Here is a 25,683-nt window from a genome sequence, read left to right on the forward strand (position 1 = left end):
GCGTCGGTCGTCGCGAAGATGGCGCAAAACGCCGGGCTGCTCGGCGCGATTGCCTCGGCGGTGACCAACATCGAAGCCGACGTCAGGCGCGGCAAGACGCCGCTCGCCTACTGGATCGGCCGCTTCAACGCAGCCGGCAACGAACTCTTCACGATCGTCACGAGCCAGAGCCGCGAGACCTTCGGCCGCACGCTCTTCAATTACTTCGCGACGCTAGCCGGCTGGGGCGTCTGCGCGTTCGTGCTGGTCTATTTCCAGCGCCGCGTGCAGGCGCGCTACGGCATCGACATGGGGCTGCATTCGAATCCGACGACGGGCGAACTGCTGCGCTTCACGTTGCGCCGCGTCGCGCCGTATCTGTTCGCATTCCTCGCGGCACTGAGCTTCACCCATTACATGCCGCTGTCGCTCGGCCGCACGCTGGCCATGGTGACCGCCTATGCGATCGTCGCGGGCGCGGTGTTCTCGGCCATCTGCCTGATCATGTTCTCGCTGTTCGGTTCGGCGCACCGGCGCGTGGCGGTCAACCTGCTGATCGTGCGCGCGCGCCGGCTGTTGTTCGTCATCGGCACGCTCGGCGCGCTCGGCGATGCCGCCGCGAACTACGACGTCGCCCAGCAGCTCGGCACCAATCTCTCGGCGCTCATCTCGACCTTCGCGAACATGGGCGCGGCCGGCCTGACTGCTTATTTCGCGCTGGCCTTCCAGCGGCCCGTCGCGCATCTGATCCGCAGCCGCAGCTACGAGCAGCGCAACACGCGCAAGGCCGCGACCGAAACCTTCGAGGTGGTCGCCTCGCTGTGGCAACTGCCGCTGTTGCTGCTGGCGTCGGCGTCGGTGGTGGCCACGCTGATGGGCATCGGCACGTCCGAGAACGTGTTGCAGATGGCGATCGCGACCGCCGGCCTGCTGGTCGTCGGCTTCTTCCTGTCGGCGATCGTCGTGCGCGTCACGCGTCCGAAGTCGCGCAAGCCGCGCCGGCAATCGGCGTATGTGCGCAGGCTCGTGAAGTTCGTCGGCACGATGATCGTGGTCGGCGTGTGGCTCGTGTTCCTCGAACTGTCGTCGCGCTTCTGGGGCTTCTCGCTCGCGCACATGGCCGAGGAGAGCGTGGCCGCGCGCGGCATCACGCATGCCGTCGCGATGATCGTGCTGACCTTCTTCGTCGTGTGGCTCGTGTGGATCCTGATCGACACGGGCATTCAGGAAGCGCTCAAGCCGGATTCGACGCGGCGCGGCGGACGCGGCCCGAGCATGCGCGCACGCACGATGCTGCCGCTCGTGCGCAACGTGGTGTTCGTGTTCCTGCTCACGGTGGCGGCCATCGTCACGGCGGCGAACCTCGGCTTGAACGTGACGCCGCTGCTGGCGGGCGCGGGGGTGATCGGCCTGGCGGTGGGCTTCGGCGCGCAGTCGCTGGTCGCCGACCTCATTACGGGTCTGTTCATCATCATCGAGGACACCATTTCAGTAGGCGATTCGATCGAAGTGGAGGGCGGTCATGCGGGCATCGTGGAAAGCCTGACGATCCGCACCGTGCGCCTGCGCGACGGCCAGGGCGCGGTCCATGCCATTCCGTTTTCGCAGATCAAGACGGTGAAGAACCTGTCGCGCGATTTCGCGTATGCGGTCTTCGAGGTGCGCGTGCCGTTCTCGGCCGATGTCGATGAAGTCACGCAGATGATCCGCGAAGTCGGCGCGGACCTGATGTCCGACTTCCGCTATCGGCTGGAGATGCTAGGTCCGGTGGAAGTGTGGGGACTCGACCGCTTCGATCCGAACTGGATGGTCGTGAAAGGCCAGATCAAGACGCGGCCGCTGCAGCAATGGAGTGTCGCGCGTGCGTTCAATTTGCGCATCAAGCGCAAGATGGACGAGGCCGGCATGGACATTCCGGTGCCGCAGATGCACGTGCAGATGACGCGCGACACGCTGTCCGGCGACGCGGCGGCGGCCGGGCACGAGCGCGCGCGGCGCATCTGGACTGGCGAGGCGCCGCCGGCGGAAGAACCCGAGGAGGCGATGGCGGGTCCGGAACCCGCGCGTCAGAGTCAGATGAAGAGCGAATCCGCAGCGCTGCGCGACATTTCGCACGATCCGCAGGCAGCGCCGCCGCCGACGGATCAATCGGTACAGATTCCGCCGCAGATTCCCACGGCATCCGAACCAGGGAAGGGCTGAGCGGCGTGCGTCCGCGGCGCTTTGAAGGCCTCAGGCGGCAAGCAGATCATTGACGTGCGTGGCGATCTCCGCGCCCGCGACGCCGTAGACGTGCAGCGAGATCGCGCGGGTGGCGGCATCGGCGGGATTGCCGAGTTGATGGATCGCGCCGCGCCCTGCTTCGACGCAGGACACCGCACCTGCCGGGCGCGCGTGACGGCGGACCGGCACCGCGCTTTGCGTATCCATGTCCCAGCGATACAGCGTTTCTTCCAGCGTGCCTTCGATGACCGCATAGCCGCACCATGTCAGATGGCCGTGCACCGGGCTGGCTTGCCCCGGCGCCCAGACCAGCGCGGCGATCGCGTAACGATTGAGCGGATCGGCGGCGAGCAGGTGGCGGCAGTAGCGCTGTGCGTCGGCGGCGCGTTGTTCGGGACGCAGCAGGTCGGGTGAGGCGATCGCGCGCCGCAGCGCCGCGCGCACGCGTTCTCCGAAGGCAGGGCGCGGGCTGGTCGAAGAGGCAGCGAAGGCGGCATCGAGTTCCTGGCACAGGGCGGCGAGCGCATCGCCGGGCCGGGTTGGCATCGTTGCGAAAGGCCGCGCCGGGCGGCTGACGTGTTCGGATTGCATGGTGTCGGAACCGTGATATTCGTTGAAAAAGGCACGGTTCATTTATACCGGCTTGCCTCCAGAATTGGTTTCCATATAATTCCGCTCGGACATCCAGAAAGAGAATAATTTCCTACCGGGGGTGCAGCATGGGAATGGACCTCATCGACCGCAAACTGCTCGAGCTGCTGCAGAACGACGTAACCATGCCCATCGCCGAGCTGGCGCAGCGCGTGAACCTGTCGCAGACGCCGTGCTGGAAGCGCGTACAGCGCCTCAAGGAAACCGGCGTGATCCGCGCGCAAGTGGCGCTGTGCGATCCGAAGAAGCTGGGCGTGGGCACGACGGTGTTCGTCGCGGTCCGCACGAACCAGCACACGCAGACCTGGGCGGAAGATTTCACCCGTGCGGTGCGCGACATTCCGGAGGTCGTCGAGGTCTACCGGATGAGCGGCGAAACCGACTATCTGTTGCGCGTCGTGGTGTCCGACATCGACGATTACGATCGCGTCTACAAGACCCTGATTCGCGCGGTGCCGCTTTACGACGTCAGTTCGAGCTTCGCGATGGAGCAGATCAAGTATTCGACGGCGCTGCCGGTGCGGCCCACCGCCGAGTTTCCCTGACGTTCCTGAAGAAAGGCGCCGGCACGGCCCGTGCGGCATCTTTCCGCAATCCAGTTGAAAACCATCGCGGGTACCATGTCGGGTCTTTCCGAACCCGCGTCACGAAGCACATTGCCCATGAACGACGATCCCCGCCGCCCCGCCGGCAAACCCAGAAAGAATCCGACGCGCGCCATCAGCGTGTTCATCGTGGTGGTGGTGCTGATCGTCATCGGCACGGTGCTGTTCAATGCGATCCGCGAGAAGCGCGAGTTCGACCAGCAGAACACCCCCGCCGCGAGCGACGTGCGTCCCGCGTTGCCGGCGACGGGCGCATCGCAATAGCCGATGCCGCGGCGCGCCCGCTAGCGGGCGTTACACCGGCAAGCGGATCTGCGTCGCGTCCTTGCTGATCAGCGCCGACGCGCTCAGCATCTGCTTGCATTGATGCGCCAGCAGCTTGAGGTCGTGGAGCGCGTCGGGCGGCAGCGCCTGCGCGCGTTCGGCCTGGATGACCATCGCGTCGAGTTCGCGGCGCAGTTCCTTCAGCGCATCGCTCTGCGCCGGTGCCGCGTCCGGTTGAGGTGCGGCCGGCAGTTCGTCCTGCGCGGCGGCCAGATGCTCGCGAACCATGCCGAAGGTGCGCTGCACCGGCTCGAAGCGCTGACCATCCTGGCCCGAGCTTTCGTTGAGCGATTGCAACAGCGGCGCGGCCGCCGTGATCTGCGAGGCGAGCACGTGGCTCTGCACCAGCAGGTCGTTCAACTCCGCCACGTAACGCTGCTGCGCCTTCGGTTCGAGCATCATGCGCTGGAAGGCCTGTGCCAGATTGGCGAAGGCGATGTGCACGTTCTTGCGCGCCAGCCGATAGCGGAAATCCCGGTCCAGTGCGGTGGCGGCGACCGTCGCGGCGGCGGACGCGCCCTTGCTGGCCGTCGCCGCCGTGCTCTCGCCGATGCTCACCGCCGCCAGCTTCTGCGCCGTTGCGTTGGCGGCCTTCACGGCCGAGTCCGCGACGACTTCGGGATCGAGCGGCGGCGTGGCGGCGACGGGCTCGTTCGCTGCTTCGGCGGTGGCGGGCGTGGCGACGGGCTGATCCGGGGATGACGCCGCGGCGGATGCGTTGGCGTCGGCGAACACGGCGGGATTGACTGCCGTCTCCGGCGCGGCGGCGCGCGCCTTGTCCGGCTGCGCGGATGCCTTGGCCTTCCACCACCAGCTCGCTTCCAGATAGTTGCGCGTGGCGGACAGGAGATCCTTCACGAGCTTGCCCATCAGCCGGTATTCCCAGTAGGGGAACAGATGGCTGGCCGCGATGGCGATGGCGCAGCCCACCACCGTATCGATCGCGCGCTCGCCGATCAACCTCAGGCTGCCGGGCGCGAGCAGGTGGAACATCAAGAGCACGTACGACGACGTGAACACGACGCTCGCCGCATAGTTGAACAGCAGCAGGCTGTAGCTCATCACCATCGACGCGAACATCACGATGAGCAGGATATGCGGCTCCTTGACGAACAGGATGAGCGCGATGGTCACGCCGCAGCCGATGGCCGTGCCGATGATCCGCTGCGTGTTGCGCTGTTTCGTCAGCGAGTAGCCGGGCTTCAGGATGATGACGGTGGTCATCACGATCCAGTAGGCGTTGGTGAGCGGCAGCAGCCGGCCGAGCCAGAAGCCCGCGCCGACGGCGATCGTCACGCGCAGCGCGTGCCTGAAGCTCGGCGACGACATCGTCAGGTTCGAGAAGATCTGCATGAACGGCACGCGCCGGCTGGATATGAAGCGTGACAGCGCGTGGTCGATCTGGACTTCGGTTTCGGTGGGGCTGGCGTCGTCGCGGGTGCGGCGGCGCATCTTGTCGATGAGGCGCGTCGCGCTCCACAGGCGGCGGAACACGGCCGCCGCGGCTGCGTAGGCTTCCGGATTCTTCTCGGGCAGGCCGTTCTTGCGCATCAGTTCGAGTTCGTATTCGATCGCGCGCAGTTCCGCCTTCATGCTGATCTGCCGGCCGGCGGCATTGTTCTGCAGCACGGCGAGGCCGATTTCCTCGAGATCGGCGGCAGCCTTGCGCATCAGATCGCGATAGAAGATCAGCACGTCCGAGCCCGCGAAGGTCTTGCGCACCAGCGGATAGTCGGTATGCGCGCCGACGAAGAACTCGTGCAGGTCCACCACGTTGATGAACAGGTTGAAGAGCCGGGCGCGGCGCGCGTCGAGCCGGCCGCTCTTCAGCTTGGGCAGGTTGCGCAGCACGATGTCGCGGGCGGCTTCCTGCCGCTCGACTGCGGCGATCTGCTTTTCGATCAGCTTGCGATAACACTCGTCGAGATCGGCGTCGCCGTCGTAGAAATCGGCGCGTGCGAGCAGGTATTCGGCGCAGCTGAAGATGCTCTCGGCGAGCGCCTGCTGCTCGATGCGATAGACCAGCAGCCGGCTCACGAGCGTGGCCCAGTAGGTGTACCAGAGACCGCCGAGCAGGATCCAGGAAGAATTGATGAGCGCCTGCAGCGGCGTGAAATGCTCTTCGAGCGTGACGACCATCATGAACAAAGTCGCGAAGCTGATCTGCGGCCAGCGGTTGCCGTAGACGACGATCAGCGAGAGCACGAAGGTCAGCGGCACGATGGTGAGCCAGAGCGTCAGGGGATGCGCGGTGGCGATGCCGGTGGCAAGCGAGGAGAGGAAGCCGATGAAGGTGCAGGCGAGCATCTCGTTGTGCTTGTGCCTGAGCGGGCCGGGCATGTCGACGACGCATGCGCCGAGGGCGCCGGTGGCGATCGTGAAGCCGAGTTCGCGGTTATGGAAGACGATGAGCATCAGGACCGCGGGCAGCGATACGCCGAGCGCGATGCGCAGGCCGCCGAAGAAGTACTGGCTGTAGATGAACTTCCTGATTTCGAACGAATAGCGCATCGAGTTTCTGGGTTTGACGGCTCGGCGGGGCGGGGTTCGACGGAGTCGGGTGAGTCTAACCCATGCGGGGTGGGTGGGGAGGCAGGTTCCATACCTGGGGGTTGTCGCTCTGGGTCTTCGCTTGGGTTTGCTTTATGTTTGCCTGTGCTTCTATGGACTTCCTGTGACTGCGTCGGTCTATTGGCACTGCCCCTCCCCGGGGCGGGGGTAACTTTCTTTGCTGCTGCAAAGAAAGTCACCAAAGAAAGCAGCTTTCTTACCGCCCAAGGTCCACCAGCAGCACGACACAGAAATGCCTCACTGGCCCGGCACTAGCGAGTGCCCTCATAGGCCACACCGGGCTTGGATCGCGGACCCACTGTGACATCACACCATTGAACGAACTGGTGCAGCACCTGAGAGTTCCGGCCCAGCGCTACGCGCTGCCGGAGGGTATGCAAGGGAAACCAGTGGGAGGCAAGAGCAATGAGATGGATCCGTTAGCACGGAAGCACGGGCGGACCCGATTGACCGGACGGCGGCGCGTAGCGCTGCGCCGGAGCTTTGAGGGGCTGTACCAGTTCGTTTGAGAGCGCGGCTGCACAGTGGGTCCGCGATCCACGCCGGGTGTGGCCTATGAGGGCACTCTCTACTGCAGTGCCAGAAACATGGTTCTGTGTCGTGCCGCTAAATGACGCTGGGCGAGAAAAAAAGCTGCTTTCTTTGGTGACTTTCTTTGCAGCGGCAAAGAAAGTTACCCCCGCCCCGGGGAGGGGCAGTGCTAACAGACCGACGCGATCACAGGAAGTCCATAGAAGCGCAGGCGAACCCAAACCCAAACCCAAACCCAAACCCGAACCCCGAACGCGAAGACCCAGAGCGACAACCCCCGCTTTGCTATGCTGGCACTGACCAGCAAATCAACCGAACCATCGCGCCGCAGGCATGAACCGCACCGACCCCCGCAAAAAACCCCGCCCGACAGGAGCGGACCAATGCCGATGACCGGAAGCCTAACCGTCCCGCCGAGCGAAGTCGAACTTACCGCCGTGCGTGCCCAGGGCGCGGGCGGCCAGAACGTCAACAAGGTATCGAGCGCGATTCACCTCCGCTTCGATATCCGCGCATCATCCCTGCCCGAACACATCAAGACGCGACTCCTCGCACTCTCCGACAGCCGCATCACGCGTGAAGGCGTCATCATCATCAAGTCGCAGGAACATCGCACGCAGGACATGAATCGCGCGGCCGCGCTCGCCCGTCTCGACGAACTCATCCACAGCGTCAGCGTCACGCGCCGCACACGCATCGCCACGAAGCCGACGCGCGGGTCGCAGCTGCGGCGCGTCGAAGGCAAGGTGAAGCGCGGCGCGATCAAGGCGGGCCGTGGCCCCGTGCGCGGCGAATAAGGCCGCCGAGACGGCCCAGGCACATTTCAGCCCCGCCGCAACCCAGGCGGCTGCCCAACACGCGGACCCAGAAAATAACGCTTCATCGTGTCGCCGCCCAGCACCCGGGCAAGCTCGGCAAAGACACAGTAATTGCCGATCATCAGCACGAGCAGGATTTGCACCGCCCAGAACTGCGGCCAGTTGATCTGCCCGATCAATTCATGATGCGCGGCGCCCAGACTGTGCGTCTCCTTCCAGAACTCGAACAGACGTTCGAGGTAATGCAGCAGCCCCGCGACGACCGTATAGATGAGCGTCTTCCACGCGGCATTCCAGATCAAGGGCCGCTCCGGATAGCGATTGATGAACGGCAGCATGTTGGCCAGCAAGACCGCCTTGCCGAGAATCAGCGACGCGACGATGACCGAGAACGAGGTCGGCAGCGAGATGCCGGTGCCCCTCACCATCAGCGCGCGGACGAGAATCACCACATGCAGCAGCACGAAGAAAAAGACGGTGGGCGGCACCATCTTGAGCATCTCGTGCTTGATACCGGCAAACGACATTCCCATGGTGGCGGCTCCGGGCGCAAGGCGCGAAAGATGACGCGGCTTCGCACGACCCTCGGCGAGCCGCGCGGCACAGGAAAAGTCTAGTTCACCGCGCGAGCTTGCGTCGGCGCAACGGCAGGCGTCCGAGCGCGCCAGTGGCGAGCGCGGTGCCCGCGAGCACGATCCCGCAGCCGGCAATCATCGCGAGCGAGACGGGTTCGCCGAGAAACCATGCGCCCCACAGGATGCCGAAGAGCGGAATCACGAAGGTCACCGTCATCGCACGCGCAGGACCGGCAACGGCGACCAGATGAAAGTAGATGAAGTAGGCGATACCCGTGCAGCCGATGCCCAGCGCCAGCACCGCGCCCCATGCCTGTCCGGATACCGGCGCCGCGGGCCACGTGAGACACGCGAGCGGCGCCAGCGTGAGGGTCGCGCCGAGCATGCTGCCGGCGGCGTTGGTGAGGGCATCGACGTCCAACAGATAACGCTTGGCGAAGTTGCCCGCCACGCCGTAAAGCGCAGCCGCCGCCAGCGCCGCGGCCGCTGCGAGCAGGCCCTGCACCGGCACGACGGAAGCGCCGCCCACGCCCGCAGCGTCCGGCGCGGAAGCGGGCGCAATCTGGTTCCACACGAGCACCAGCACGCCCGCGAAACCGATCGCCATGCCGATGGTGCGCACGGTCGTCAGGCGGTCCCTGAGCCACACATACGCCACCAGGGCGCCCCATAAAGGCGTGGTCGCGTTGATGACGGAAGTCGCGCCGGCCGAGAGCGTCAGCTCGGCATAGGCGAACAGGCAGAACGGCGCGGCGGAATTGAGAATGCCGACGACCAGCAACGGCAGCCAGCAGCGGCGCAGCGTCGCAAGCGTGGCGTCGAGTGGACGTCGCGCGAGCAGCATCGCCACGAGAAACAGCGCGCCGATGCCGACGCGCAGCGCCATCAGCGGCGCGACGCCGAACTCGACGACCCCCACGCGGATAAAGAGAAACGACGCGCCCCACAGGGCGGCGAGCACGATCAGTTGCAACACATTGGCGAGGGACATGGCGGGACGGACGTCGGGATTGCAACGAAAGTCCGCGCATGCTAACACCGGCTCGTACCCATCTGGTCATCCGCCGGAAGAGAGCGCAAGAACCGGTAGAAGCCGCCCCCGCCGCGTCGTCAATGCAGCGGAATCATCCACGTCAGCACGTTCTGCTGCAGCCATACGAGCACGCCCAGCAGCACCGTGAGCAGGATCGAATGCCAGAAGGTGCGCGCGAACACGAGACCCTCGCGTCCCTTGAGTTCCGTCGTGGCGACGCCCGTCGCAATGTTCTGCGGCGAGATCATCTTGCCCATCACGCCGCCCGACGAATTGGTCGCCGCCATCAGCACCGGATTGAGATTCAGCTGGTTCGCCGCCACCACCTGCAGGTTGCCGAACAGCGCGTTGCCCGAGGTATCGCTGCCCGACAGGAACACCGCTACCCAGCCGAGGAACGCCGAGACCAGCGGAAAGAACGCGCCCACCGACGCCACGCCCAGTCCGAGCGTGTAGTTCATCCCGGAGTAGTTCATCAGGTAAGCCAGTCCGACGATGGTCGCTACCGTGAGGATCGCGATGCGCGTCTGCACCCACGTATCGCCGATCGCCGCGGTGAAGTCGCGCGCGGGCAGCTTCACCAGCAGCGCGGTGATGATCGCCGCGACGAGGATCGCCGTGCCGGTCGCGAGCGGCTGGAAGTCCCAGATGGCGCCGTAGGGCTGGTTGTACAGCGTGATGAACACGGCCTTGTCGAGACCCGGCCAAGGGATCTTGATGTCGCCGATCAGGAAGATCTTGAGCACCGTCCACACGATCACCACCACCGACACGACGATCCACGGCACCCAGCCATGACCGCCCGAGAGCGTCGCGCGCGTGTCGGACAGGCGGTCGACGTTGACGGCGAAGCGCTCGTCCGCGACCGGCTTCCACACGCGCAGGAACGCGATCGTCAGGATCAGCGAGACGAGCGAGGACAGCACGTCGGTCAGCGCATAGCTGATGAAGTTGGAGGTCACGAACTGCGTCAGCGCGAAGCTGCCGCCCGAGACGAGCAGCACCGGCCAGATGCGCAGCATGTTGCGAAACCCCGCATACACGCCGATCACATAGAACGGCAGGAACAGCGCGAACAGCGGCAACTGGCGGCCGACCATTTTTGCGAGGGCGTCGGTGGGCAGGTGCGTGACCGCGCCGAGCACCGTGATCGGCACGCCCAGCGCGCCGAAGGCGACCGGCGCGGTGTTGAAGATCAGCGTGAAGGTGAGGGCTTCGAGCGTCGGGAAGCCGAGCAGGATCAGCAGCGAACTGGTGATGGCGATCGGCGTGCCGAAACCGGAAATGCCTTCGAGCAGCGCGCCGAACGAGAAGCCGATCACGACAAGGACGATGCGCCGGTCGTTCGGCAGGTTATCGACCATCCACAGGCGGAAGGCTTCGAAGCGTCCCGAGCGCTGCGCGATGTTGTACAGCAGGATGGCGGCGAACACGATCCACATGACCGGCCAGAGCGCGAAGACGGCGCCTGCCGCGACCGAATCGAGCGCCAGTTCCACCGGGAAATGCCAGCCCGCGACCGCGATGATCAGCCCGAGCACGAGACCCGCGAGCGAGGCCTGCCAGGCCGGGCGGCGCGCCCAGCCGAGCAGGACGAGCACGAGCAAGATGGGCAGCGCGGCGACGATGAACGATGCGAACAGCGAATGAGCGATCGGTGTGAGGATCTGATGGAACATCGCGTCTCCTTGCGGACATGAGCAGGAGCGGCGAGTTGGCTCGCCGCCGTGCGCGTCCCATCAATGCGAAAGCTGCGGGCGTCCGCGCTGCGGGCGTATTGACGCCTTAAGCGGGCGCATAACGCGCACACTAAGAATAGGGCGCGATCCGTTTGCGTCAAGGCGTGAATGCCCGCGCATTGCGGCGCGGCGGGCATCTGCGTGCCCTGACGCGCGCGTCGGCCGACGGATTAACCCGCGCCGATAACGCCGGGCGCTCAACCCTCGGCGACGTTGGGCACGACTTCGTCTCGTCGCGCGACGGGTGTCTGCCGGAACACCCAGATGGTCAGCAGGCCGAGCGAGGCGAGCATCCAAAGCAGGAAAAATACGAAGGCCATCATGTCCGACTCCCCGAGAACCGATGTTTTCGCAACGTTGATCCGCGTTGCGCGACGGCAAATGAGGGACACGACTAGCCAGTTTCGTGCCAAAGGTCTGGCGATATCCGCCAAGTCTCTGACGGAAAAGGAAAGTGCTCCAGCGCACGCAGGCCGTCGGCGCGCTGGAGTGCATCAGTTGGCCGGAAAATGTTGCAGGTTTGTTACTGGCAGGCCGAGTCGGCGCGGCGAGTCGCATGTCGCCGCGTGAGCGCGTTGGAATTCAGTGGCCATGTCCGCCGCCGCCGCCGTGCCAACCGCCGCCGCCTTGCCACCCGTGGCCGTATCCACCGCCGCCGTGCCAGCCGCCGCCGCCGTGCCACCCATGGCCGTAGTAGCCGCCGCCACGCCAGCCGCGGCCCCAGCAGCAACCGCCGCCGCCCCAGTAGCCGAAGCTGAATGAAACCGGCGCATAGCCGTAGCCGTAATACGCCGGGTAGCCGCCATAGGCGGGGTAATAGGGGTAGCCGGCGTACGGGTAGGGATAGGTCTGGTAGTAGTTCGAGTAGTTCGGATCGGGGGCGCCGATCGCGTATTCATACTGCGGTGGCAAGGTCGCTGAAGACGCAGTGGCTACCGTCGCGCCGGACGCCGGAACGGTGAACTCGCGCTGCGTGTAGGCGGTGCTGACAACTGGGTAAGGCGGATAGGCCGGGTAACCGTAGTAGCACCCGCCGAGAAGCGTTGCGGTGGCCGTAGCCGCGATGACGGCCGACCTTCGGAGAACGAGACGAGCGAATTCCATGATGCTGCTCCTGACGGTGTGTAACGCCCGGTGTAGATCGATGATGAAGCGTTGCTGCCGGGCGGGTCCGTCATGAATCAGCTTACTCGAACGGCGGCGCTGCGGTCGGCCAGCGGTCGGAAGGGGAGATGACCGGGTGGCCGTTTGTGTCAGTTCTGAAACGTGGCGGCGAAACGACTGCGTTTCGCCGTACCGGGCAGGCCGGATTACTTCCCGACCTGATTGCCGATGATGCCGCCGACGGCCGCGCCGCCGAGCGTCGAAAGTCCGCTGCCGCCGATGGCGGCGCCGCCCGCTGCCCCGACGCCTGCGCCGATCGCGGTATCCCGTTGACGCGTGCTCATGTCGCCGCAGGCTGTCAGGCCCCCGAGAAGCGCCACGACCGTTGCAGCGACGCCGATCTGTTTGATGTTTTTCATGTCGACTCTCCGAATACGATGTTGAGCGAAGCGGCGGCGGGGCGGCTTCCAGGCATCCGCAGGAGCCGCGACTGTCCCGACCGCTTCGTCGCTTGACCAGCAGGAAAAGTGCCTGATTCGTCTGGAGAGGCTCAAGCCTTATGGAACAAGGCCGGCGCCGGATGCGCCAGCAAAAAAGGCCCGACGCACACGAAGCGCGTCAGGCCGTTGATCGCTACTGAAAACGGTCCGGCATCAGGTCGGCTGATAGATTTCCGAACCCTTCTTCACGAATTCGATCGCCTTGGTTTCCATGCCTTTCGCCAGCGCATCCTGTTCGCTGAGGCCCTGTTTCGCCGCGAAATCGCGCACGTCCTGCGTGATCTTCATCGAGCAGAAATGCGGGCCGCACATCGAGCAGAAGTGCGCGACCTTGGCCGAATCCTTCGGCAGGGTTTCATCGTGGAATTCGCGCGCCTTGTCCGGGTCCAGGCCCAGATTGAACTGGTCTTCCCAGCGGAACTCGAAACGCGCCTTCGACAAGGCGTTGTCGCGCACCTGTGCGCCCGGATGCCCCTTGGCCAGATCGGCCGCGTGCGCCGCGAGCTTGTAGGTGATGATGCCTTCCTTGACGTCGTCCTTGTTCGGCAGGCCCAAGTGCTCCTTCGGCGTGACATAGCACAGCATCGCCGTGCCGAACCAGCCGATCATCGCCGCGCCGATGCCCGACGTGATGTGGTCGTAGCCCGGCGCAATGTCGGTCGTCAGCGGCCCGAGCGTGTAGAACGGCGCCTCGTCACACCATTGCAGCTGGAGATCCATGTTCTCCTTGATGAGCTGCATCGGCACGTGGCCCGGACCTTCGATCATCACCTGCACGTCGTGCTTCCACGCCACCTGCGTGAGCTCGCCGAGCGTCTTCAGTTCGCCGAGCTGGGCTTCGTCGTTGGCGTCGTAGATCGAGCCGGGACGCAGGCCGTCGCCGAGCGAGAACGAGACGTCGTACTGCTTCATGATTTCGCAGATGTCTTCGAAGTGCTCGTAGATGAAGCTCTCGCGATGATGCGCGAGACACCATTTCGCCATGATCGAGCCGCCGCGCGACACGATGCCCGTCATCCGGTTGGCGGTCAGCGGCACGTATTGCAGGCGCACGCCGGCGTGGATCGTGAAATAGTCGACGCCCTGTTCCGCCTGCTCGATGAGCGTGTCGCGGAAGATTTCCCAGGTCAGGTCCTCGGCCTTGCCGTTGACCTTTTCGAGCGCCTGGTAGATGGGCACCGTGCCGATCGGCACCGGCGAATTGCGGATGATCCACTCGCGCGTTTCGTGAATGTGCTTGCCGGTGGAAAGGTCCATCACCGTGTCGCCGCCCCAGCGGATCGCCCAGGTCATCTTGTCGACTTCTTCGCCGATCGACGACGTCACCGCCGAATTGCCGATGTTCGCGTTGATCTTCACGAGGAAGTTGCGGCCGATGATCATCGGCTCGCTTTCCGGGTGATTGATGTTCGCCGGGATGATGGCGCGCCCGCGGGCCACTTCGTCGCGCACGAACTCGGGCGTGATCGCCTTCAGCGCGTCCTTGCCGAACGCCGCTGCACCGAAAGCCTGGCCCGGATGCTGGCGGCCCATCATGGCGGCGAGCTTCTCGCCGTTCGGGCCGCTCTGCTTCAGGCTTTCGAGGTATTCGGCGCGCCGCTGGTTTTCGCGGATCGCGATGTATTCCATCTCCGGCGTGATGATGCCGGCGCGCGCGTAGTGCATCTGCGATACGTTCTTGCCGGCGAGCGCGCGGCGCGGCTTGCGATGCAGGCCGGGGAAACGCAGTTCGGCGGTCTTGTCATCGGCGGCGCGCTCGCGGCCGAAGTCGCTGGAGAGGCCGGCGAGTTCTTCGGTGTCGCCGCGCTGTTCGATCCATGCGCCGCGCAGCGCGGGCAATCCCGAACGGATGTCGATCTTCGCTTCCGGGTCCGTGTAGGGGCCGGACGTGTCGTACACGTAGACGGGCGGATTCTTCTCGCCGCCGAAGCCGTCGGGGGTGTCGGACTGGGTGATTTCGCGCATCGGCACGCGGATGTCGGGCGTCGAACCGGTGACGTAGACCTTGCGCGAGTTCGGCAGCGGCGCGATGGCGGCGGCGTCGACGACGGCGTTTTCGGACAGGAACTTGGGATTGGCATTCATGTGCTGTTTCTCCTTGCGACAGAAGTGAGCGCGTGGGCGCTTGCTTCCGTCCCATGCGAAGCAATAGGGACGATATTTTTCAGCACGAGCGATGACGCCGCCCGAACTGACTCAGGAGCTAAACAGGAGGAACGAGATGGAAAGGTACGGGCTCGGAAGAGGTGGCCGGATGCGGCAGGCCATGGAGCCCGAACGCTTCCCTGCGCTGGCATTATCCAGATCAGGTTCAAAGGGTATTTCTCACCCACGCCGCACGAAGCGGTTCGGTCATGTCAGGCCGGCCAAACCGCGATGCGCAACGCAGGACCCCCGCGTTAGCAGCCGTGACATTACACCGCGGCGTGGCGTCTTGGCAACCATCGGCGAAATCCTTCGAATGGGCAGGGCGCTTACTGCATAATGGCGGGCGCCGCAAATTCCGGGTTTTCCCGGAGCGCTTGCGGCTCATCGTGCGACCCTTCCCGCGTACTCCGTTTATCCCGCATTTCCTCGTTCTGCCATGCCGTTGAGTCTGGTTTTTGCTGCTGCGCTTTCGCCGGTTTGTGTCTCATCGATCCGGCGCGCAGCCGTCGCGGAGTAATGCATGTCCGCGCTTCCGCCGCCGCGCCTGCCATTCAGTTTTCCCGATCGTTTTCCGTTTCGTGCGCCGCGTTCCTTCAAGGGGCAGGTAGCGCTCGCGCTGGCCGTCGTCTACCTCGTCTGGGGCTCGACGTATCTCGGCATTCATCTCGCGCTCGAATCGTTTCCGCCGCTCTTGCTCGGCGGCCTGCGCAACCTGTGCGCGGGCATCGGGCTGTTCGCGCTCGCGGTGCATCGCAAGGCCGTGTGGCCGAGCGCGCGCGAAGTACGCAATGCGGCGCTTGTCGGCACCTTGCTTGAAGGGCTGTCGAGCGGAATGATGGCCTACGGCATGGGCACCGTCGGCACCGGCACTGCCGCCGTGATGGTCGCCACCGTGCCGCTCTTCGCGACCATCTTCACCGCGCTGTCGGGCCGGGGCGTCGCGCGCGGCGAATGGTTCGCGGTGGCGCTCGGCTTGATCGGCATCGTGTTGCTGAACCACGGCGATCCGTCGCCCAGTTCGACGGTCGGCACGCTCGCCATCCTGTGCGCCGCGATCTTCTGGGCAGGCGGCGCGCATCTGGCGGGCCGCCTGCCGCAGCCGTCCGATCTGCTGATGTCCACGGCGCTGCAGATCGGACTGGGCGGGCTTATTGCGACGGGCATCGCATTCGCCGCCGGTGAGCGGCTGACGCATGTCAGCCTCGGCGCGGGCGTGTCGTTCCTGTACCTGATGCTGATCGGTTCGATGGCCGCATATGTCGCGTACAACTTTCTGATCCGCCATACCAGCACGATCGTCGCAACGAGTTGCCTGTACGTGAATCCGGTGGTCGCCGTGCTGCTCGGCGCGGTGCTGCTGGGCGAGATCGTCACGCGCTGGACCGTCATTGCGACGGTCGTGATCCTGCTGTCGGTCGGGCTGTCTTTCTGGTTCGATCATCGCCGGCGCGGGCTGCTCTGAGCGCTTACTTTTTGTAAAAACCTCCACTTCGCGATGTTCTGCGCATGGCAGCGGCGGCTGCACGTCCGTTTCTCGCCTGCTCTCCCGAACAATTCCTCTAACAAATTCCAAAGCCTTGCTGCGCAAGGCTTTGCGGCACCCGCGCGGCGGGCGCGCACCGGCGCGGGGCATGGGCATTGCTCAGTGCAGGCACCGGAATGCGTGGCCTGAATTGCGCCGCCGAAACCGGCAAGGAAGGAAAACAGAAGGTCGGTCCGCGAGCGGGAAGGGGTAGACATCTGGACGTTCGCGCGTACCGGTCCGCGTAACGAGGTGGTCGAATACAACAAGGAAGGTGGAAACATGAAGCTCATCCGCACCGCAGCCGCGCTCGCCGCCGTTGCCTCCGTGCTGTCCGCTTGCGGCGGCAGTTCGGACGATCTGGGCAAGGAGATCGGCGTCACGCAGCCCCAGGTCCATTTCGTTCACGCGCTCCCTGGCGGGCCGAACGTCGACTTCTACGACAACGGCAAGATCCTCCAGTCGAACCTGGCTTATCCGACGGCGACCAATTTCGCCAACATCGACACGGGCCAGCACAACTTCTCGTACGCGGCCATCAACACGACGACGCAGCTCGCCACCGACACCAGCATCAACAACGCGGCGAAGGGTCACGAATACACGGTGATCGCGCTGCCGGACGCGGGCTTCCTGCCGTCGATCGCGGTGATCGACGATCCCTTCGACAAGGGTCTGCTTTCGGGCAGCGCGCGGGTGCGGGCCTTCAACGCATCGACGAACGCGCCAAACCTGGACCTGTATCTGATCGCGCCGGGCGCGAGCATCGCGAACGTGAGCCCGACGATGGCCGGCGTGTCCTACAAGAACGCCGTGCCCGCGACGAAGCAGGATTCGATCTACGTGTCGGGCGGCACGTATCAGCTGATCGCGACGCTGCCGGGTTCGAAGACGCCGGTCTATACGTCGGCTTCGTTCGATCTGGTCAACAACGCGGACTGGCTGATCACGACGCTTCCTTCGGGCAATGCGGCTTCGCAGCTCATTCCGGAGAAAATCCGTTTGCTGGTGGCGCAGGGCGGGAATACGCAGCAGCCGGTGCGGGAGTTGCCGGATACGCAGTAAGCCAGACGGTGGTTCGGAGGGAGGAGAACCGGTCGCTTGCGGCCGGTTTTTTATTTGGAGATTGGGGCTGATGACGCGGACTTGGAACCCGCGCGCCACCGGCGAATCGACTTAGACCCGCAAATCTGCTCAATCGTCAAAAAGTATCTGCTCAAAACCGAAGTATCTGCTCAAACTTCGAAAAATCTGTTCACGCGGCATCGAAGTTCTGCCCAAAAAAAATCCCGCCACGCAAAGCGGCGGGAAGACAGGGAACACGATCAACGCTATGAGACCTGCTGACGCAGGCGCCGCACTCCGGCGGCGCTCCGCGCGTCTTGCGCTTACTTGTGTTCTTCGGCGGAATTGCTGATGGCCTGGCCGCCCTTGGAGATGTCCTGGCCGGCGCCCGAAACCGTGTTGCAACCTGCGAGCATCGCCGTGCCGGCGAGCAGAAAAAGTGCGATAAGTCGAGTCATGTGTATTCCCCTTGAAGTTGAAATGCGTGACAGGAATCGCAATCGCGCATCGTGTCGGGTGGAAAGGCGCCTGTCTGACCGGTAGCAAAGTCAAAATTTCATGAGGCAGGTGCACCCAGCAATTTCAGCGCCCGACCCGCCGGTAGAAACAATCATAAAAAAGGCGCAGCAGACCGGCTGTAGGCAGAGCCGGGATTATCGTGTAGTCCCGCTCCGCATTTGGCGTGGGAATCGTCCTACGCCAGCGGTGTCATGTCGATGGCCTGATCCGCCGCTCCCGCACTCCGTTCACGCGGCATCGACACGCTGATGATCGTGCCGCGCGGACTCGCCCGCTCGATTTCGAAGCGGCCGCCGCGCGCCGACACGCGCTGACGCATGCCTACCAACCCGTGGGTCTGCGTGCGCTTCAGGTCCTGCGGCCGGATGCCGATGCCGTCGTCGCGTATCGTGAGCGACACCGTCTCTTCATCGAGCGCGAGCGCCACGCGGATGCCGCTCGCATGCGCGTATTTCGCCGCATTGGTGAGGCTTTCCTGCGCGACGCGGAACAGCGCAATCTCGACCGCTTCCCCGAGCTTCACGTCTTCCCCGGGCAGCGCGAGTTCGAGGCTCCAGCCGTTGCGTTGCGCGGCTTCGTCGGCGAGCGAGCGCAGGGCGGTCACGAGCCCGAAGTTGGTCAGCACGGTCGGCCGCATGTCCTCGATGATGCGACGCTTCAGCGCAATGCCCTGATCCAGATTGCCGAGTGCGCGCGTGAGCTTGTCGGCCATCGCGGGCTCGGCGTCCCTGAGCTTGCCTCGAACCCAGGCCACGTCCATCTTGCTGGCGGTGAGGATCGAGCCGAGTTCGTCGTGCAGTTCGCGCGCGAGCTCCGTCTTTTCGTTCTCGCTGACGGATTGCAGATGCCACGCCAGCGCTTCCAGCTGCCGCGTGCGCGCGAAGACCAGTTGATCGAGTTCTTCCTGCTGCGTAATGAGCGCTTTCTGCACGCGCGCCTGCTTGTCGAGCTGGATGCCGAGATTGCGGAACAGCAACAGGAACAACACGATGTTCAGCGCGCAAAGCGCCCCGACACACAGCGTGGAGATGCGCTGGTCGGCGCGGCTGGCATCGAGCGCGTGCTGCGCCCGTTGGTCCTCGTTGAGACGCAGCAGGGCCAGTGCGGCGTCGAGCGTCGCGCTCGTGTCGGGCGGCGGTAGCGCTTGCGTATTCGCGCGCGCCGTGTCCTTCGATGCATCGGCGAGCCGCGCGCTGCCTTGGGCGATTTCATCGACGGCGGCGGCGCGGACTTGCGCGAAGCTCGCGAGCGCGGTGTCGTCGCCGATGCGCCGGTAGTACGCGTCCAGCGAGGCGAGCGTGCGCTGCATACGGCTCGCGGTATCCCGGAAATGCGTCTGGAAGACGGCGGCCGGATCGAGAGCGAAGCCGCGTTCGTCGGCGACGAGCGTCGCGATGTCGGCCGCCAGCGTCGACAGTTGCGCCGTCGCGCCCTTGGCGTCGAGCGCCGTCTCATATTCGGCGGCAATCCGCATGCGTCCCGACTCGAGGATCACGAGGCCGCCTACCGTGATGACGATCGCCACCGTCATCGCCACGGCCCAGCTGTAGCGGCGCATCCATTCATTGACGCGCGCGGCGCGGCGCGCCAGTCCGGCGGGCGCCGGCCTGTCGGGCGCGGCGGCTGCGTCGGATGCGTCCGACCGGGCGGTTGCAAGCGGCGCCTTGTCTTCCAGCAGTTCGGACGGCAGGGCGGGCGGGACTTGGCTCATGGCGTGATCAAAGGAATCGGGGCGAAAACAACAACGGTTGAAAGCGTATGTCGGTGGATTCCCACAGCAAAAAAGGAGCCAGCCCGAGTGCGCGCCCGCGGCGCCGCGACTAGCATGGTCCGGTCATCACTCATACGGGGAACGATCATGCTGAAGTGGGCCTTGTTTTTCGCGATCGTGGCCCTGATTGCCGGTTTGCTCGGTTTCACGGGCGTCGCTGCCGGCGCTGCCGCCATCGCCAAGTTCATATTCGTGTTGTTCCTGATTCTCTGCGTCGTGTTCCTGGTGCTGGGGTTTGTAGTCACGAAAAAAGTCGTCGACTAGCGGGGCTTCTTTCCTGAGCCGCTGAACCCGGTCACGTTGAACCCGTTCATCGAGGAGGTCCCATGCTTCACTACGCAGCCGTCTTCTTCGTCATAGCGATCATCGCCGCCGTGTTCGGCTTCACGGGCATCGCGGCGGGTGCGGCGGAGATTGCCAAGATCCTGTTCTTCATTTTTCTGGTGGTGTTCGTCGTTACCTTGCTGCTCGGCGTCCTCCGGACCTGACGGTTCGCCCGACAGCCGTCCCGGACGGGGTTTTCGACCGTCGTCCGGTGGTTCCGGGGGAGCGGGCATGCAGCATGCATCGGCGTATGTGTTTGGATAGCAGGGCGCTATGCGGTCTTTCATGAAGAAGGCCTTCCTGCTCCAGCCATCGACACCTCAACTCATTCACAGGAGCGAAACACATGTCCAAATCGTCTGCTGTCAAAGCTGCGCCCCAAGCGTCGTCCGACCCGTTCGTGCTCGACCTCGACAAGATTCGCGCCGATGCGCGCCAGCACATGGACGAAGGTCCCGTCACGGCAAGCTACGGCGCCGATCGCGAGACCGTGCTGAAGCTGCTGAACGACTCGCTGGCCACCGAGATCGTCTGCGTGCTGCGCTACAAGCGCCACTATTTCATGGCGAAGGGCATCCATTCGGAAGCCGTCGCGCAGGAGTTCCTCGAACACGCGAACGAGGAACAGGAACACGCCGATACGCTCGCCGAGCGCATCGTGCAACTGGGCGGCGAGCCGAATTTCGCGCCTGACGGCCTGGCCTCGCGCTCGCACTCGCAGTACAGCGAAGGCAAGGACCTGATCGACATGATTCGCGAGAACCTGATTGCCGAGCGGATCGCCATCGACACGTATCGCGAGATCATTCGCTATCTCGGCGACAAGGACGTCACGACGCGCCGTCTCTTCGAGGACATTCTCGCCGTCGAGGAAGAACACGCCGACGACATGGCGGACCTGCTCGAAGGCCGCAACGGTTGATGCCGGCGATCCCGCGTTGGCTGCACGCCGTGCCGGATGGGTCATCCGGCGCGGTGTGCGCCGTCGCGTGTGCATGGCGTGCGTACAATGAGCCTCCACCTTCACACAGAGCGTCCGGCAGCACGGATGGCGCGCATGATTCGAGTTCTCATAGCTGACGACCACGCGATCGTCCGCAGCGGTTTTCGCCAGTTCGTCGCCGACGAGCCCGACATGGAAGTTGCCGCCGAGGCCGCGAGCGGCGACGAGGCCATTGCGCTCGTGCGCGCGCAGGCGTTCGATGTCGTCTTGCTCGACATTGCCATGCCCGACAAGAACGGCGTGGATACCTTGCGTGTCATCAAGCAGATTCGGCCGGAGCAGGGCGTGCTGATGCTGTCGGGCTATCCGGAGAGCCAGTACGCGATCAACCTGCTCAAGGCGGGCGCAAACGGTTATCTGAACAAGGACGCCGCGCCCGACGAGATCGTCCGGGCGATCCGCACGGTGGCGCGCGGGCATCGCTACCTGTCGGAGTTCATCGCCGACGCGCTGGCCGACAAGCTCGACAAGCCCGCCGCGGAACGGCCGCACGAACTGCTCTCGGAGCGCGAATTCCAGATCTTCTGCAAGCTCGCGGGCGGCCAGATTCCGACGGAAATCGCGCAGGAACTGCATCTTTCGGTCAAGACCGTGAGTACCTACCGGGCGCGGGTGCTGGAGAAAATGCGGCTGGCCAACAATGCCGACCTCACGTATTACGCGATCAAGAACGGCCTGATCGAATAGCGGCGCTGCATGCGGGATCCAGGCGCTGCGCGAAGCAAACGCGCGGCTCGTGCCCAGGGTGCAGCGCATTTCAGCGGGAGGACGCCCGACGTGGGCAATCACATCACCACCGACGACCGGGCACGCCACGCAGCGCCGCATCAGACGCCGCTCGCGGTGCTGCTGATCGAGGATTCGCCGCTGATCCGGCGCAGCCTCACGGAGGCCATCGATGCGCTCGGACCGTGGCGCGTGGCCGCCTGCGCCGATGTGCCCGAGGACGCCATCGCGCTGCTGTCGGCGCAGCGCTTCGACGCGGTGATCGTCGACCTGCAGCTGAAGCGCGGGTCGGGCATCGACGTGCTTGCGTGGCTCAGCCAGGCCGGCGCGGGTTATCTGCAGGACGCCTTCGTCGCGGTGCTGACCAATCACGCGCTGCCCGCGTATCGCGAACGATGCCTGCATTACGGCGTGGATCGCTTCTTCGACAAATCACTCGAATTCGACCGCGTGCTCGACGCGCTGCACGACTACGCGCGCGAACGCGGCTGAAGCGTCATTCATTGCGGCGCACGTCCGCGACGACGCCAGTGACTCAGCCCCGCGAGACCGGTGGCCGCGAGTCCTGCGAGACATACGCCGGTCCAGCCGAGCGTATGCCAGGCGAGCGATGCGAGCGCAGACCCCAGCGACCCGCCGATGAAGTACGCCACCATGTAGACGGTGTTGACGCGGCTGCGTGCTTCAGGCCTGAGCGCATAGATGCGTGACTGGTTCGAGATCTGCGCGGCCTGCACGCCGACATCGAGCACGATCACGCCGATCACCAGCCCGATGACGCTGCGTCCCGACACCGCAAACACGACGAACGACAGCGCGGTCAGCCCGATGCACAGCGAGATCACGGCGCGCGGTCCGCGCCGGTCGGCCGACTTGCCCGCGAGCGGCGCCGCCAGCGCGCCCGCCGCGCCGACGATGCCGAACAGGCCGGCCGCCTGCGGTCCCATGTGGAACGGCTCGCCGGCCAGCAGCAGCGTGAGCACCGACCAGAACATGCTGAACGCGGCGAACAGCGCGCCGCCGGTGAGCGCCGCCTCGCGCAGCGCGGGGCTTTCCCTTGTCAGATGCCACATCGAGCCGAGCAGCTTGCTGTAGGAGAGCGTCGAGGTGGGACGGCTGCGCGGCAGGCGCGCGATCACGACGACCGCCAGCGCGACGCACGCGAACACCGACGCCCCAAAGACCGCGCGCCAGCCGAAGTACTGCGCGACGAAGCCCGACACGGTGCGCGCGAGCAGGATGCCGAGCAGGAGGCCGCTCATCACGGTGCCGACCGCGTGGCCGCGCTCGGCGGCGGGCGCGAGTTCGGCGGCGAAGGGCACGGCCTGTTGCGCGATGGTCGATGCCACGCCGATCGCGAGGCTTGCGGCAATCAGCACGGCAAGCGTGCCGGCGAAGCACGCGACCACGAGCGAGACGCCGAGCGCCGCGAGTTGCAGCAGGATCAGCAGACGCCGGTCGAAGCGGTCGCCGAGTGGTGCGAGCACGAGCATGCCGAGCGCGTAGCCGAGCTGGGTCGCGGCCGGCACCGCGCCGATCAGCCACGCGCTGCGCGGAAACGCGGCGCGGAAGTCGTCGAGCAGCGGCTGATTGAAATAGATGTTGGCGACCGAAACGCCGGCAATGGTCGCGAGCAGCCACAGCGTGGCGCGCGAATAGGATGAATCGTGAGAGTGCGGTGGCGAAGTCGACATGACGGGCGGGCGCGGGAAGCCAGCCGCCGATGATACTCAAGCCCCGCGCATGCCGCTCGCAGCGGCTAGAACGGCTGCGGCCCGCCGCCCTGATCGACGCTCATGCAGTGCGTGACGAGTCCCGTCTCCTTGCGCCACAGATGCAGGCCGAAGGCGGGCGGCTCCATGACGAACGCCTCCGGCGCGCCGGGCTTCAGCTGCAGCGCGACCTGATGCGCCGTGGACGGCGCGCACCACGCCAGCGTGCCGCCGAAGCGCACGCTGATCGCACGATGCACATGACCGCACACGATGCGCTCCACGTTCGCATGGCGGCGCAGCAGCGCGTCGAGCGCGCGGCTGTCGTCGGGGGCGAGCCGGATCTCGTCCATGAAGTCGATGCCGCAGGCGAACGGCGGATGATGCATGCCCATCAGCACGGGCCGCTCCGGGCAGGCGTCGAGTTGCGCTTCGAGCCACGCCAGGCGGGCGGGGCACAGCCGTCCGGAACCGTGGCCGGGATCGAGCGTATCGAGCGCGATCACGCGCACCTCGGCGACATCGAATGCGTAATGAATGAAGCCGGCGGGATCCGCAAGCGGCAGGCGGTCGCCGAAGACGGCGCGCAGGTTGTCGCGTGCATCGTGATTGCCGGCCATCGGATGCCACGGCATCGCCAGGCGGTCAAGCAGCGTGCGCAAGTGCCGGTATTCGTCGAGACCGCCCGCATCGACGAGATCGCCGGTGATGAGCACGGCATCGGGGCGCGGGTCGAGCGCATTGAGGGCGTCGATCGCGCGGGCCAGGCAGGCGGCCGTATCGACCTGGCCATAGGCAAGCGTGCCCGGCGGCGTGATGTGCAGATCGGTGATCTGGGCTAGCAGCATGGCTCGATCTCCTCGATGCGGCCGCGCAGCAGGGCGGGCGGGGTGGGGTCTTGCGGTGAGCTTACTCGCTGTCGGCGTCGTCGGCCGGCGGCTTGGGGGCGAGCTTCGCGGGCAACAGCCACTGGAAGTTCGTCATCGACTGCTCGGTGAACGTGCATTCGGCCGCGGCGTAGTTCGTCACCTTCTTGGCCTTGCTGGCGGCGGGCGGCGGGTTCCGGTCGTCGATGGTCGCGTGCACGATCACCCGCGATCCATGATAAGCGGCGTTGGAGCCGGTGATCTTGAGCGGCGCGCTGGCGGCGTCGGGGTAGTCCGCGAGCATCTTTCCCTTGCAGGCTTCGACGTTCTTGTAATAAGACGTGCAGCCGGCGAGCGTGACGAGCGGAAGGGCGAGCAGCAACAGCAGGGAGGACATGCGATTCATCGATGAATCCGGTCAATGCCCGGCGCCGCCAGCGGCGTCCGGGCGTGATGAGAGTCGGGGCGGAGCTTTATAACATGCGCGCGGCCGTGCATTACTGTAGTGCATCGCGGCGGATCGGGCCGCTTGTCTCGCCGCGCGATGCGGTAGCACAATCGGCACAGCATGCTTCCCGTGCGTATCTGGCGCGTTCAGACTGCGTTTCTCACGATGGAGACGACCGTCATGGAAAAGGACATCGAAGTCGGCGACTACTTGCTCGCCATGCAGGCCGTGCCGCGGTCGCGCCCGGCCGTCGACGGCGCGGAGGCCGACGCCGCGCCGTCCGAAGGCTATGCGATCCGCGTGCGCGTCACGCGCCTCGACCGCCAACCGGTCCACGGCAGCCGCGTGGCCGACGATTCCGGCGAGATGACCGGCGATCATGGTCCGTTCGAGACCGTCGCCGAGGCGCTTGCGCATGGCGAGGCCTGGGGCCGTCACTATGTGGCGCGCGTGCTGGGACATTCGGTGTAAGGAGGCGGTCGAAAGCGGGGTGCGCGTCCCTGCATGATGCGGGGTGCGTCGCCGACGTGGTCGTCGCTAGACTGGCCTCGTCGACCGGATGCCGGCCGGCATCACCGAGCCGCGGAGGCCGCCATGACGTCCCTGACCCTGCCAATGGCGCTGTATGTCACGCCGAACTACATTGCGTCGGTACGCCGCGGCAAGGCGCGCGAATCGTTCAGCGGGACGGTGCGCTTCATCGGCGTGGAGGCGCTGCCGTTCGATATCGAGCACCTGTGCGTGTTCGATCGCGATACGCCGATCGAAGCGCTGTTCGATGCCGTGAGGGACGCCGAGCGGCTGCTCAACGCAGTGTGACTTCGGCGGCAGATTCTGCGCGCGCGCTGGACTCCGCGTCTGACGCGTTTCGCGCGCGCCACACCCCGCGTAATAATTTTTTAGCGGCTTCTTAAGAACAGTAAAAT

At 65.2% G+C, this 25,683-nt stretch carries 27 protein-coding genes and 1 riboswitch; of the genes, 13 read left to right on the forward strand and 14 right to left on the reverse strand.

Going from position 1 to position 25,683, the window contains the following annotated elements; translation table 11 throughout:
• The coding region (locus QCE69_RS04345) for a mechanosensitive ion channel family protein (RefSeq protein WP_309929596.1) at positions 1-2,181 on the forward strand (2,181 nt) is incomplete at its 5' end.
• A 30-nt stretch (positions 2,182-2,211) separates the two neighbouring features.
• Here QCE69_RS04345 and QCE69_RS04350 read toward each other — a convergent pair.
• Complete coding sequence (locus tag QCE69_RS04350; protein WP_409021164.1) at positions 2,212-2,835, reverse strand: cysteine dioxygenase; 624 nt, start codon at positions 2,833-2,835, stop codon at positions 2,212-2,214.
• A gap of 92 nt (positions 2,836-2,927) precedes the next feature.
• Between QCE69_RS04350 and QCE69_RS04355 the strand changes: the two genes are divergently transcribed.
• Both QCE69_RS04355 and QCE69_RS04360 read left to right on the forward strand, forming a co-directional pair.
• Complete coding sequence (locus QCE69_RS04355; RefSeq protein ID WP_309807861.1) at positions 2,928-3,398, forward strand: Lrp/AsnC family transcriptional regulator; 471 nt, start codon at positions 2,928-2,930, stop codon at positions 3,396-3,398.
• 117 nt (positions 3,399-3,515) lie between these two features.
• Positions 3,516-3,722, forward strand: a complete 207-nt coding sequence (locus tag QCE69_RS04360; protein ID WP_309929598.1) for a hypothetical protein — start codon at positions 3,516-3,518, stop codon at positions 3,720-3,722.
• A 30-nt stretch (positions 3,723-3,752) separates the two neighbouring features.
• Here QCE69_RS04360 and QCE69_RS04365 read toward each other — a convergent pair whose 3' ends face one another.
• Positions 3,753-6,293, reverse strand: coding sequence for an FUSC family membrane protein (locus tag QCE69_RS04365; RefSeq protein ID WP_309929600.1), 2,541 nt, complete (start codon positions 6,291-6,293; stop codon positions 3,753-3,755).
• A 974-nt stretch (positions 6,294-7,267) separates the two neighbouring features.
• On the opposite strand from QCE69_RS04365, the gene arfB reads away from it, so the two are divergent.
• Complete coding sequence (gene arfB / locus QCE69_RS04370; RefSeq protein WP_409017788.1) at positions 7,268-7,681, forward strand: alternative ribosome rescue aminoacyl-tRNA hydrolase ArfB; 414 nt, start codon at positions 7,268-7,270, stop codon at positions 7,679-7,681.
• Between the two features lie 26 nt (positions 7,682-7,707).
• Here the strand turns inward: arfB and QCE69_RS04375 are convergent, their stop codons facing one another.
• The 7 genes from QCE69_RS04375 to thiC all read right to left on the reverse strand — a co-directional run bounded on the left by QCE69_RS04375 (position 7,708) and on the right by thiC (position 14,738).
• Positions 7,708-8,235 carry a hypothetical protein gene (locus QCE69_RS04375; RefSeq protein WP_309807869.1) on the reverse strand — a complete coding sequence of 176 codons (528 nt, stop codon included), beginning with the start codon at positions 8,233-8,235 and terminating at the stop codon, positions 7,708-7,710.
• An 85-nt stretch (positions 8,236-8,320) separates the two neighbouring features.
• A complete protein-coding gene (locus QCE69_RS04380) occupies positions 8,321-9,268 on the reverse strand; it encodes a DMT family transporter (RefSeq protein ID WP_309914912.1) in 948 nt (315 codons plus the stop codon).
• A 119-nt stretch (positions 9,269-9,387) separates the two neighbouring features.
• Positions 9,388-10,989: an L-lactate permease gene (locus QCE69_RS04385; RefSeq protein ID WP_309929602.1), complete on the reverse strand. Its 1,602-nt coding sequence runs from the start codon at positions 10,987-10,989 to the stop codon at positions 9,388-9,390.
• A gap of 257 nt (positions 10,990-11,246) precedes the next feature.
• Positions 11,247-11,372 carry a hypothetical protein gene (locus QCE69_RS04390; protein ID WP_309914919.1) on the reverse strand — a complete coding sequence of 42 codons (126 nt, stop codon included), beginning with the start codon at positions 11,370-11,372 and terminating at the stop codon, positions 11,247-11,249.
• Between the two features lie 259 nt (positions 11,373-11,631).
• On the reverse strand, positions 11,632-12,153 hold the full coding sequence (locus QCE69_RS04395) for a hypothetical protein (RefSeq protein ID WP_309929604.1): 522 nt from the start codon (positions 12,151-12,153) through the stop codon (positions 11,632-11,634).
• Between the two features lie 206 nt (positions 12,154-12,359).
• Positions 12,360-12,572: a glycine zipper 2TM domain-containing protein gene (locus QCE69_RS04400; RefSeq protein ID WP_309914925.1), complete on the reverse strand. Its 213-nt coding sequence runs from the start codon at positions 12,570-12,572 to the stop codon at positions 12,360-12,362.
• A gap of 234 nt (positions 12,573-12,806) precedes the next feature.
• Positions 12,807-14,738, reverse strand: coding sequence for a phosphomethylpyrimidine synthase ThiC (thiC, locus tag QCE69_RS04405; RefSeq protein WP_309914928.1), 1,932 nt, complete (start codon positions 14,736-14,738; stop codon positions 12,807-12,809).
• A gap of 179 nt (positions 14,739-14,917) precedes the next feature.
• A riboswitch (TPP riboswitch) is annotated at positions 14,918-15,059 on the reverse strand.
• 262 nt (positions 15,060-15,321) lie between these two features.
• On the opposite strand from thiC, the gene QCE69_RS04410 reads away from it, so the two are divergent.
• Together QCE69_RS04410 and QCE69_RS04415 are read left to right on the forward strand one after the other, a co-directional pair.
• On the forward strand, positions 15,322-16,263 hold the full coding sequence (locus QCE69_RS04410) for an EamA family transporter (RefSeq protein ID WP_309914931.1): 942 nt from the start codon (positions 15,322-15,324) through the stop codon (positions 16,261-16,263).
• A gap of 342 nt (positions 16,264-16,605) precedes the next feature.
• On the forward strand, positions 16,606-17,388 hold the full coding sequence (locus QCE69_RS04415; protein ID WP_309807879.1) for a DUF4397 domain-containing protein: 783 nt from the start codon (positions 16,606-16,608) through the stop codon (positions 17,386-17,388).
• 323 nt (positions 17,389-17,711) lie between these two features.
• On the opposite strand, the gene QCE69_RS04420 is transcribed toward QCE69_RS04415, so the two are convergent.
• Positions 17,712-17,846 carry an entericidin A/B family lipoprotein gene (locus QCE69_RS04420; RefSeq protein ID WP_309831493.1) on the reverse strand — a complete coding sequence of 45 codons (135 nt, stop codon included), beginning with the start codon at positions 17,844-17,846 and terminating at the stop codon, positions 17,712-17,714.
• A 236-nt stretch (positions 17,847-18,082) separates the two neighbouring features.
• Entirely contained in the window at positions 18,083-19,618 is a 1,536-nt protein-coding gene (locus QCE69_RS04425) for a sensor histidine kinase (protein WP_309929606.1), read from the reverse strand.
• Between the two features lie 147 nt (positions 19,619-19,765).
• Between QCE69_RS04425 and QCE69_RS04430 the strand changes: the two genes are divergently transcribed.
• The 5 genes from QCE69_RS04430 to QCE69_RS04450 all read left to right on the forward strand — a co-directional run bounded on the left by QCE69_RS04430 (position 19,766) and on the right by QCE69_RS04450 (position 22,223).
• Positions 19,766-19,942: a DUF1328 domain-containing protein gene (locus QCE69_RS04430; RefSeq protein ID WP_309929608.1), complete on the forward strand. Its 177-nt coding sequence runs from the start codon at positions 19,766-19,768 to the stop codon at positions 19,940-19,942.
• 62 nt (positions 19,943-20,004) lie between these two features.
• Complete coding sequence (locus QCE69_RS04435) at positions 20,005-20,166, forward strand: DUF1328 family protein (protein ID WP_309914936.1); 162 nt, start codon at positions 20,005-20,007, stop codon at positions 20,164-20,166.
• Positions 20,167-20,348: 182 nt separating this feature from the next.
• Positions 20,349-20,924, forward strand: a complete 576-nt coding sequence (locus QCE69_RS04440; protein ID WP_309914940.1) for a ferritin-like domain-containing protein — start codon at positions 20,349-20,351, stop codon at positions 20,922-20,924.
• A gap of 135 nt (positions 20,925-21,059) precedes the next feature.
• Positions 21,060-21,692 (forward strand): response regulator transcription factor, encoded by a 633-nt coding sequence (locus QCE69_RS04445; RefSeq protein WP_309807885.1) that lies wholly within the window; start codon positions 21,060-21,062, stop codon positions 21,690-21,692.
• A 90-nt stretch (positions 21,693-21,782) separates the two neighbouring features.
• Complete coding sequence (locus QCE69_RS04450) at positions 21,783-22,223, forward strand: response regulator (RefSeq protein WP_309929609.1); 441 nt, start codon at positions 21,783-21,785, stop codon at positions 22,221-22,223.
• 8 nt (positions 22,224-22,231) lie between these two features.
• Here the strand turns inward: QCE69_RS04450 and QCE69_RS04455 are convergent, their stop codons facing one another.
• The 3 genes from QCE69_RS04455 to QCE69_RS04465 all read right to left on the reverse strand — a co-directional run bounded on the left by QCE69_RS04455 (position 22,232) and on the right by QCE69_RS04465 (position 24,715).
• The gene (locus QCE69_RS04455) at positions 22,232-23,425 is read right to left on the reverse strand and encodes an MFS transporter (protein ID WP_309929611.1); all 1,194 of its coding nucleotides are present in this window, start codon (positions 23,423-23,425) and stop codon (positions 22,232-22,234) included.
• A gap of 65 nt (positions 23,426-23,490) precedes the next feature.
• Positions 23,491-24,291 (reverse strand): phosphodiesterase, encoded by an 801-nt coding sequence (locus tag QCE69_RS04460; RefSeq protein ID WP_309929612.1) that lies wholly within the window; start codon positions 24,289-24,291, stop codon positions 23,491-23,493.
• Positions 24,292-24,352: 61 nt separating this feature from the next.
• The gene (locus QCE69_RS04465; protein ID WP_309929613.1) at positions 24,353-24,715 is read right to left on the reverse strand and encodes a hypothetical protein; all 363 of its coding nucleotides are present in this window, start codon (positions 24,713-24,715) and stop codon (positions 24,353-24,355) included.
• A 222-nt stretch (positions 24,716-24,937) separates the two neighbouring features.
• Between QCE69_RS04465 and QCE69_RS04470 the strand changes: the two genes are divergently transcribed.
• Complete coding sequence (locus QCE69_RS04470) at positions 24,938-25,228, forward strand: hypothetical protein (protein WP_309929615.1); 291 nt, start codon at positions 24,938-24,940, stop codon at positions 25,226-25,228.
• A gap of 123 nt (positions 25,229-25,351) precedes the next feature.
• On the forward strand, positions 25,352-25,576 hold the full coding sequence (locus QCE69_RS04475) for a hypothetical protein (RefSeq protein WP_309914957.1): 225 nt from the start codon (positions 25,352-25,354) through the stop codon (positions 25,574-25,576).
• Positions 25,577-25,683: the final 107 nt, after the last annotated feature.

Source organism: Caballeronia sp. LZ032, assembly GCF_031451315.1.
Lineage (GTDB): Bacteria > Pseudomonadota > Gammaproteobacteria > Burkholderiales > Burkholderiaceae > Caballeronia.